This is a genomic window from Nakamurella sp. UYEF19, from assembly GCF_040546275.1.
Lineage (GTDB): Bacteria > Actinomycetota > Actinomycetes > Mycobacteriales > Nakamurellaceae > Nakamurella.
In genome coordinates, this window is sequence record NZ_JBEPNO010000052.1 from 1 (window position 1) to 8,913 (window position 8,913).

Annotated in this window: 9 protein-coding genes and 1 pseudogene; 3 read left to right on the top strand and 7 right to left on the bottom strand. The window is 63.9% G+C overall.

Features of this window, described 5'->3' with window-relative positions:
* Positions 1–157: 157 nt before the first annotated feature.
* A complete protein-coding gene (locus ABIB25_RS28930; RefSeq protein ID WP_354531971.1) occupies positions 158–1,702 on the bottom strand; it encodes a DUF6311 domain-containing protein in 1,545 nt (514 codons plus the stop codon).
* A gap of 638 nt (positions 1,703–2,340) precedes the next feature.
* Positions 2,341–3,746: pseudogene (locus ABIB25_RS28935) on the bottom strand (IS1380 family transposase).
* Positions 3,747–3,954: 208 nt separating this feature from the next.
* On the opposite strand from ABIB25_RS28935, the gene ABIB25_RS28940 reads away from it, so the two are divergent.
* Positions 3,955–4,455 carry a nucleoside monophosphate kinase gene (locus tag ABIB25_RS28940; RefSeq protein WP_354531972.1) on the top strand — a complete coding sequence of 167 codons (501 nt, stop codon included), beginning with the start codon at positions 3,955–3,957 and terminating at the stop codon, positions 4,453–4,455.
* A 102-nt stretch (positions 4,456–4,557) separates the two neighbouring features.
* On the opposite strand, the gene ABIB25_RS28945 is transcribed toward ABIB25_RS28940, so the two are convergent.
* Entirely contained in the window at positions 4,558–4,842 is a 285-nt protein-coding gene (locus ABIB25_RS28945; protein ID WP_354531973.1) for a hypothetical protein, read from the bottom strand.
* 603 nt (positions 4,843–5,445) lie between these two features.
* Here ABIB25_RS28945 and ABIB25_RS28950 point away from each other — a divergent pair.
* Together ABIB25_RS28950 and ABIB25_RS28955 are read left to right on the top strand one after the other, a co-directional pair.
* Positions 5,446–6,300 (top strand): hypothetical protein, encoded by an 855-nt coding sequence (locus ABIB25_RS28950; protein WP_354531974.1) that lies wholly within the window; start codon positions 5,446–5,448, stop codon positions 6,298–6,300.
* Between the two features lie 156 nt (positions 6,301–6,456).
* Positions 6,457–6,789, top strand: a complete 333-nt coding sequence (locus ABIB25_RS28955) for a hypothetical protein (RefSeq protein ID WP_354531975.1) — start codon at positions 6,457–6,459, stop codon at positions 6,787–6,789.
* Between the two features lie 244 nt (positions 6,790–7,033).
* Here the strand turns inward: ABIB25_RS28955 and ABIB25_RS28960 are convergent, their stop codons facing one another.
* The 4 genes from ABIB25_RS28960 to ABIB25_RS28975 form a co-directional block, all read right to left on the bottom strand.
* Complete coding sequence (locus ABIB25_RS28960) at positions 7,034–7,351, bottom strand: hypothetical protein (protein WP_354531976.1); 318 nt, start codon at positions 7,349–7,351, stop codon at positions 7,034–7,036.
* Positions 7,352–7,592: 241 nt separating this feature from the next.
* A complete protein-coding gene (locus tag ABIB25_RS28965) occupies positions 7,593–7,931 on the bottom strand; it encodes a hypothetical protein (RefSeq protein ID WP_354531977.1) in 339 nt (112 codons plus the stop codon).
* Between the two features lie 98 nt (positions 7,932–8,029).
* Complete coding sequence (locus tag ABIB25_RS28970) at positions 8,030–8,374, bottom strand: HepT-like ribonuclease domain-containing protein (RefSeq protein ID WP_354531978.1); 345 nt, start codon at positions 8,372–8,374, stop codon at positions 8,030–8,032.
* On the bottom strand, positions 8,364–8,669 hold the full coding sequence (locus ABIB25_RS28975) for a nucleotidyltransferase family protein (protein WP_354531979.1): 306 nt from the start codon (positions 8,667–8,669) through the stop codon (positions 8,364–8,366). The genes ABIB25_RS28970 and ABIB25_RS28975 overlap by 11 nt, the downstream gene beginning before the upstream one ends.
* Positions 8,670–8,913 lie beyond the last annotated feature (244 nt).

Below are 8,913 nucleotides of genomic sequence, written 5' to 3' on the forward strand. Positions count from 1 at the left end.
CTGACCGCACCCACACGAACGGGTCCACCTCGACCGGGCCGAGCACGTGGACCGTCGCCGGAATTCCGATACTGCTACGGGTATGAAGATCATTGAGGGCGGATGCCATTGCTGGCGTCGATCGTCGCCGTAAGACGTTCGGTCTACGGGACGGTCGTCAGGGTCTGTTCACCGTGAGTGAGGAACATTGCACGAGCCACACCGAGGCGCCACCGTCGAGGTGATCTGGTCCTCGACCGGCGAGGTCGGTTGCCAGATCGATGAGCTGCGGACCTTCGGCGACACTGCGCACCACGACGATGGCGCGCAGTGACAACTCGCAGAGCGCGGCACGCCCAGCCTGCAAGTCCGAACCGTTGATGGCGATACCGTTCCGGGCATCATTTCCTAGCCGAACGAGCAGATCACCGGCGGCGGAGCTGGTACTCGTCGAAGGTGGTCTCATCGCGTATCCGCCCGGCTGGTTGAACTCAAAATCGGCCTGCTGTTGGTAGAACATCCCGCGGCCGTCGCCAGCGGGCAACAGAAGGATCGCCGAACCTGTCGGGACATGACTGCGTTGCCAGGCCGACCCGAAGTACTCGACCTGCGCCGGCAATGGATAACTCGTGACCGGCTTCGGAACCAAACTGATCAAGGCGATGCCCGCCAGCCCAATCGACACTGCTGAAAGCCACTGGCCTGGGCGGGTCGATGCCAGGTGCAGCCGGCCGGTGAGCTGGTCCAGCCACCGGGCGAACAGCCAGGCGATGACGAAGAACAGCCCGAAGGAGTAGCGGGAGGGCAGGACAGACTCCAGCGCCGGAACACCAGAGAAAATCGGCGTCGTACACAGCACGACGAGCGCAACTCCGGTGCTTGCGACTACCCGCACGGCATGATCCCGCCAGGTCAGCGCCACACCGAGAATGAGCACGATCAGGACCGGCCAACCTAGGTACACCCCGTGCTCGGCGCCGCCGAGGTTGGAGTGTGCTGATGACCCGAACACCTGGCGGACCGACCCGTGCACGAAATCTTCCAATGTCGCCTGGAACTGGGAGGTATCGACGACGACGGCGCGTGATAAGACAAGCTGGGAGATCAGCAGCGGGGAAGCGACACCGATGGTCACCGCGACCGCCACCACCGCGGCGCGCCACGCATCGGCGATCGCTGACCACACCAACGCCGGCTGCACGCACAGGCTCCCCAGCAGCACCAGAACTACCGAGACGAGAAGTATCAGCAGCAGTTCCTCACTGATCCCGAGCTGCGCCGCCGTCACCAGCCCGAGGTACAGACCGGTCCGCATCTGCGTCCGTGGCCGTCGCCACAGCAGATCTTCGGTCAGGATCAGTAGGAGTGGGAGCAGGCCTGTGAACACCAAATTGAGATGGCCCAGCATGTGGCCGCTCATGTACGGGCTGAACGCCAGCAAAAGGGCACCGAAAGCCGCCGGCCACGACCTGGCAACGTGCCGACGCAGCCACCAGAAACTGGTCAGAGCCATCAACGGCGGCCCCAGTGTGATCAGCACGACGAAGCTGAGCGCGGGTCCCGCGGTCAGGGTCAAAGGCGCGGCCAGGACACCGAGAGTGGGCACTGCGGTGTTCCACGCCAGGGATACACCATCCGGGTAGAACAGCGCGTCGGTGTGAAACGGATTGTTCCCGTGCAGCAATGCCCAGGGAACCCACTTGAGGAACCACATCATCTGCATCGGATCATTCGTGTGGTCGACCGAACCCAATGTGGTGCGTATCGGGTCGCGCCACACTTCCCGATACAGAATGAGCGTGCAGGTCAGACCAACCAGAAACACCCCCAGCGACCACCACCGAGAACGCCCACCTCCGGTGACCGGCGCTCCGGTGACCGACGGCCTTTGGTCAAGCCCGCTCATCGTCGCTGAAGGCAGCCCCCTGGTTTGCACCCGGTCAGCCTAAGTGGGTTGGGTAGCCCGGCAACGTTGCACCGTGCAAGACCCGCTGAGTTCTGCGCCACGCAAAACATGGTGTTTCTTCCAGATCCCTACCGCGAGACAAACCCATGACCGGTCATGGATCCATCACCGGACCGCCAGGTCAAAGTTCTGAGGGTGGATGGAACGCCGCCCAATACCATCGATCCGGCCGATGGGAGCCGGGTCGCTTCGAACCAGAACGTGGGTCAGTCTGAACCCGTAGACACCCTTCCTGAGCCTCGATCCACCGCGGCGGGTCTTGTTGATCTTGAAATCGCGTAGTTGATCTTGGTAAGCGTGAGACCTGCTGCGGGCATGGGTGATCGTCCGATCTGTGGTCGGGGTCTCCGGGTGGTGCTGGTTGGGGCCGGGGGTGGCGTGGTGGACGGAGAGGGTCAGGCGACTTGGGGTGGCGCCATGATGGCGTCGAACATTCTGTTGAACAGTGTTTCTCGGCGGCTGCCGACCGGCAGGTGCAGCGTGTGGACCCGCCCGGAGTAGGCGATGCGGGCGGGAATGTTGATCAACGCGGTGCGGATGGTGGCGGTGCGGGCCTTACCCAACCCAGTTTTGGTGAGCGCGGCGGCGGCGCGGGTGAGGTTGTAGGCGATGACCGCGCAGGTCAGCCACGCGGCGTTGGCGTTGAACATCCCGGACGGGAAATGTTTCAGCGCTGAGCTTTTGAGGTCGGCGATGACCTGTTCGACGATGGCGTGGTCGCGGTGGTGAGCCTCGGCGACCAGCGTCGGTTCGCAGCTGTTGGTGGACACTGCGTGGAACCGGTAGACGGTGAACAGTTCGCCTTGGCCTTGCCGGGCGGCGCCGGGGTTGAGGCGTTTCACCCGGCGGACGATCAGCCGGGCGGTGACCTGGTGTTTTCTGGGTTTGGAGGTAAACGCCGTGTAGGTCGTTTCGGCGACCTGCGCGTCGGAGATCCACCGCTGCTGCTCTTCGTCGAAGATCGCCTGCGGATATTTGATCGACACCCAGGCCTGCTCGGGGATCGCGCTGATCGCGGCGGTGATCGCCGGGTCCATCGGCGGCGGTGATGGAAAACCGGGCGCCGGCGGCCAGGACCGCGGCGACGACGCTGTGGTTGTAGAACGCCGAATCCAACCGGGCGCAGATCATCGCCGCCGCGTCACCGGCGCGGCGCGTTGCGGCGATCGCATCGGCAAGGAACTTCCCCGCGCCGCGGGCGGAATTCACCGGCCCTTTGCGCAGGCGGTGCCCGACGATGATCGGCCCGCATGACCTGCTGGAGGTGGAGGCGATGGCCAGTAAAGCGTTGAGGCCCTTCACCTTGTTGTATCCGAACCCGACGCCCTGTTTGGCGTAGCCGTAGGTTTCGCGCATCGTGTCGTCGACATCAAGCCAGGTCACCGCATCACGGTCACCCGGCGCCGCGGCGGGGAGCAGCACCGCCAGCGCGGCCAGTTTCACCAGCAGGACGGCAGCAACCGCCCCGAGTTGCCGGACATGCCCGAAGGTGAAGGCGCGCAGGAACGTCCCCAACGTCGAGGGTGCTTTCACCCCCGGCAGCACCTTGGAAACCGCCCCCTCCCGCAGGACCGCCAGGTCATCGATGCTGTCGGCGCCGGCGAGCATCCCCGCGACGATAGAGGAGACCTTCGCCGCCGGGTCGGCGCCGGCTCCGCCGGGGATCTTCACCAGGGCGGTGACCAGATGCGGCAAGCCCGCGCGGCGGGCCAACCGCATCACCGGGACCAGCCCGGCGGAGCTGATCAGGTTGGGGTCATCGAAGGTCGCGACGACCTTGCCGGATCTGGGATAGTTGCATCTCGCGGATGGCTTTCTGTTCAGGACGATGGGCGACTTAGACAAACACCATTTTCCCAGATCAGGGGCCATCCGCCCCTATCCGCCACACCATTTATCGACCATCTACGCGGTGAATCCAGGCTGAGAGCGGCTACCCCCTCAGGTATGTGGGGCGGGGCAGCGAATTGGCCCCGGTCTGTTGATCACGAATGCGCGGAGGAACGCCGATGAGAACGCTGGTGCTGGGACCACCCGGTGTTGGACGCGGGATCTGTGCAGCGACCGTGGCAGCCGAACAAGCGCTGCCTCTCGTCAGTTCCGGCGACGCGCTCCGAGCAAGCTCTGGTGCGGCGGCTACCGCTGGCGTGCATCTGCTCGAAGCCGCGCTGACCGGACAAACCCCGCCCGCAAGCTACGTCGCAGACATGATCGAGGTCCGCCTCGCGGAGCCCGATGCAGCAAACGGGTGGGTAATGGACGGATACCCCTTCGACCTGGAGCAAGCGACACGATTGGATCGATTCTTGTCGATCGCTGCGGTTGACGTTTCCCGCGTCCTCTACATCGACGCGGACGATGACTACGTCATCGCCTCACTGGTCAAGTACGGCCGGTCACCCGACATTGCCGTTCATCTCCGCCACCGAATGGCCGAGTATCGGCAACGGATCGCCCCAGTGCTGATGCACTACGGCCCGCGTGTCACCCGCATCGACGCGGTCACGTGAAGACACCAGGGCCCAACCTGGTCCAGTCGACGATCGGCTTTCGGACGTCCCGTCAACGCTGTCACCGTCGGTTCGAAGGCCGGCGGGATGGTTTTCGATCTTTCAGACCGGGTCGTGCATCGACTTGGACAAGGCTTGTTCCTGGCGAGCCCGCCGACGCTTCTGAGCGACTCGCACCTTGCGGATTTGAATTTTCGCAGCCTGGACCACCGCAGGCGATTGATCGTTGAGCAGCGAAGCGATCAATGGCTCTCCCTCATCAGCGCCGACCATCCGCTGCAGCGCACTCATGGCATGCAGAGGGACATCATCATCGCGCGCGAGCTCGGCTAGGAGTTCGACCATACGATCCGACCGGCGAAACCGCCCCAGCCGCATCACAATCATCTGACGGCCCTTGCCATAACGCCGGTCCCGGGCCAGCTCGATCAGATCCTCCTGAACAGACTCGTCAGAGACCGTGTCGAGGGCATTTCCGATCGCCCACGCGAGGTGGACCGGGCCGGACCCTCTCTGCCGCTTGAACTCTTCGATCAGCGGCAGCGCCGCTACGGGCCTTGCCCCCCCGATGGCTCAAGGACCGCACGACTTGTTCCTTCACCGCAGGGTCCGTCACCAGCGGAAGCGCAGCGAGCAGAATCGGTGTCGCGGACATAAAGGCGAAGCGGGATGGCGCGATGACGCCCGGATACCCGGAGGCGAACCGACCGAAATCCTCGCTGCTCACGCCCGCCGCCTCAAGCATCGAGCACACAACATTCCGGTCGGACTCGTAGTCGGCGCCTCGCACTTACCGATCATGCCTGAGATCGACCTAGACCCGCACGGGGTCCGCTGACCGGTTCGGTTGCGGATCCGCGAGCGGACCGGTCAGGAATACCACCAAGTGCTTGGGGCACAGTCAGAAGCCTGCGACGATCATGACCGCAGACCGGGACGGATGTGCTCAGTCAAGCGGTCAAGGGTCGGAGGACCATCGTGGTGGACAGGGTGACACTTCAGGTGTGGGTCCTGTATGAGACGTTCTTCCTGCTAGGTGACGGCGAGCCCGGCGAGGACTGGGACGAGGCGTTCGAGGGGCAGGAAAACGGTCTGTGCGGCGCCGCGACAGGGAACTATCTGTGCTTGCGTACCGAGAACGGTCTCAACGAGGTGAGCGTCGCTATACACGGTGCCGGCGATGTGCCGCCCACGATTGATGTACAGGCTTTCGATGTCGTCGAAGTGTCCTTTCCCGCGCAGTCCGAACCATTACGGGTGACGACCTGGGATGGCCAGCTTGTGGCGCAGCTGGCTGATCTGGAGGCCGTTGATCTGCGGGTGAGGTACTCCATCGATCCGGGCGACGGTGACCGACCGGCGCGCTGCCGCCTGGACATGTGGCCAGCGGCGCCTGCCCCTAACGCAATGGTCAGGACGGGTGCCTTCGGCAGGTCCCATCACCGCGAAACAGCCGACAGCCAGGTGACCGTTGCGCACGTCGACGACAGTGACCGGCCTACCCCACTCGACGTCGCCGACTGGTCCATACCGACGACGATGCCGGTCAGTTTCGGTGTGACTTCGGACCCGCCGAGCACATGGAGTGCCATATGGCGACCAGACGGCGAGCCGGAAAGGCTGGAGGCCCGGTGGTACTTCACTGACAACGAAAGTTCAGACGACTGGGTCAGCCTGACCATCCACCCGCACGAGGCCACCGCAGAAGACGACAACGATGGCCTGGCCCCGACAATGAGCACGATGAGATACGAACGGATGCGGGGCGTATCGACCTACAGCTGGGTGCATGAGCGGAGCTTGTTCGAAGTCGACTCGCCACGGAAGGCATTCGCCTCTCGGTAGGCAAACACGGTGCAGGCCATCTCAACGTCGCTCCCCCCGGTTCATCAGCTCACCCGCCTACCGGACGGTTACCGGGTCCTCCACGTCACCTCGTCGGCCCGGGGCCGATTCCAAGCGTGGTCGTTCTACCCAAGTGATGGTCGAAGACTGCACTACGTGAGCATCTCCATCGAGATCGCCCAAAGCCAGGTCTCCGACGATCAGGTCAGCGTGCAAGATCCCCTGGTCAGCGAATTCGTGCGACTGCTGCAACGTGTCGATCTGCACGATGCCGCAGGCGTCAACGCTGGACACCTATTCGCAGACCCGGCGGCCATGCAGGCGGTCCGCTACGTCAATGGCCTCCAAATATCGGGCGGTGCCTCACTTGTCATGGATCAGTACCCACCCGACCCGGCCTTGGCCGAGGCGGGTTTCGCCAGCGTTGTGGAGGCAGTCATGTCGGTAGAGCCAGAGCCACGGACTGCCGGCCAACCGGTTGCCGAGTGAGGAGCTTTTGCAGACCCACCCGGGCCCGGCCGGGCAAGATCAGTGATCAGAACAATCGAACGCTGCACCACCCATGTCCTGCGCATGGCCCATCCATCAGATAGCCGAGACGGGATTAAAACGCCAAGAGGGGCGACGGACGGTCGCCGCCGCACCCTCGAGTAGCTGACCACGATCGCACCGCATACCGAACGGCGACCGGTCACGGATCGGCGCGCCGGTACGTGCGATGCGGCTTCCCGGTTCAGGGCGCCCAGATACCGAAACCGGTGCTCATAATGCCGCACAGAATTAGGACGACGCCTCCGATCGCCCAGCCAGGTGTGCTGTAGACCGGCCCGCCCTTGATCGTCTGCCCTTCGAAGTCGTGACGAGCTGACTCCCGTCTTCTTCGATTGGACACCACTCGCAACAGCGGCACACCGAGCAGTCCAATGACCACACCAAGAACGATCAGGGCAACCCTGGATCCGCCGGTCATCGGGCCGCTGGGCCCGTCGGGGCGGTTGGCCACGATTTCAACAGCGATCGCTAGCGGCGACCACACTTCAAGATTCAACACTTGCGAGATCCTATAGCCGCGTCGATCGTTGGATCAGTCCACTTCGAACCCCGGTCACCGATCGGTGACCGGGGCAGTCATGACGCGCCAGAGTGACAGCGGTCGGCCGCGGACAGATGCAAGGAGACCGACGGGCGGGAGTTCGTCGGATGGGATGCGACGTTCCTCTGCCTGGCGGATGGCTTCGAGAACATCGCCGCTCGGCGCCCGAACAACCAGGAGTGAACTTGTCCAGGCCATCTCACCCGATGTAGCTGTAGATCAACAGCGGGACCGTCACGATAGCGATGACCCAGCAGGCGAATGGTGCGCCCGGCCAGCGACGACGCGCGAGCAAACTGATGATCCCCAGAACGGCCGGCAACCCGACGGCCGCCCCGTATCCCCAGCCCGAGTAGGCCTGACACGTCTGATTTGGTGCGGTGCTGCCACACTTCACCGCACCCGCATAGGCGATGAACACCCCGAATAGAAGGACGACGGGCGACATGAAGATCAGTGCGATACCGGCGCCCGTTCCGCGCCTGTTCACATCGCCGCGACTGCCCCTCGAGGGACCTGGGGCGGTCGGCTCGGTCACCAGTATGAGAGTACGGCCGTACCCGTCAACAGACCGAGCCCCCATTGGGGTCCGGTCTCGCAAGCGGATCCCCCTGACCGGGCACGGATTTGGTTGCCTCAGCGGAGCTCGTTGAGCAGGTTCTCGACGACCGTCAATAACGCGGGCATCCGTTCAGCGACTGCGCTCCAGACGACGGAGTCGTTAATGACGGCGTAACCGTGCGCGAGGATATTGCGCAGGCCGATGATCCGGGAGATGTCGGGGATGCGCTGTGCAACTTCGGGGTCCGCCTTGCGGAGCCTGTTCAGTGCCTCGCCGATGATCTCCAGCTGACGCTCTACTGCTGACTTGCGCAGCTCGTCGGTGGCGTAGCTCTCGGCGGTCAGCCCTTCCGTGAATGTCGTGATCCGGACGCTCGCGGCTCGGACGTCCCAGAGGAACGCTGCCGATTCAGGCAGCATAGAGTTCCTCGGCGCCGGCTAGAGCCGAGGCAGCGAAGTGGGGGTTACGCACTGCGTCGGCCATGACGAGGTCAACTCTTCGACCGAGGATCCGCTCGAGGTCTTCTTTGAGACCGAAGTAGGCGTCGAATGGATCTGCCGTACCTGGGGTGAAGTCGACGAGGATGTCCACGTCGCTGTGCTCGGGTCTGAAATTGTCGCTGGCGGCAGAGCCGAACAAGCGAAGGCGCCGCACGTCGTGCGCGAGACAGGCACGGGCGATCGCCTCACGGTCCATAACCGGGCCAGCGCTCATGGGAACGAATTCTACTGACTGGCAACCGGAGATGCGCACATCCAGCGGGTGCGGGCGTGCGTGGCCCTTGGAGGATCGACGACCCGGCACGTCTGGACGGTCAACGATTGGTGCCCGGTCACCGATGGCCTACCGGAACGGTTTGTGTTGCAGCGCGTCAGCCGTGCTCGGTCGAGCAGGTGCGAGTCTCAGGGCCGGTCGACGCGGTAGATGTAGTGCAGTGGATCGTCCACGGGGTTGTCCG

Excerpts from the sequence above, each read along its gene's own strand:
- ABIB25_RS28930 (WP_354531971.1), bottom strand. The coding sequence starts at position 1,702 with ATGCAGATGATGTGGTTCCTCAAGTGGGTTCCCTGGGCATTGCTGCAC.
- ABIB25_RS28940 (WP_354531972.1), top strand. The coding sequence starts at position 3,955 with ATGAGAACGCTGGTGCTGGGACCACCCGGTGTTGGACGCGGGATCTGT.
- ABIB25_RS28970 (WP_354531978.1), bottom strand. The coding sequence starts at position 8,374 with ATGCTGCCTGAATCGGCAGCGTTCCTCTGGGACGTCCGAGCCGCGAGC.
- ABIB25_RS28945 (WP_354531973.1), bottom strand. The coding sequence starts at position 4,842 with ATGATTGTGATGCGGCTGGGGCGGTTTCGCCGGTCGGATCGTATGGTC.
- ABIB25_RS28975 (WP_354531979.1), bottom strand. The coding sequence starts at position 8,669 with ATGAGCGCTGGCCCGGTTATGGACCGTGAGGCGATCGCCCGTGCCTGT.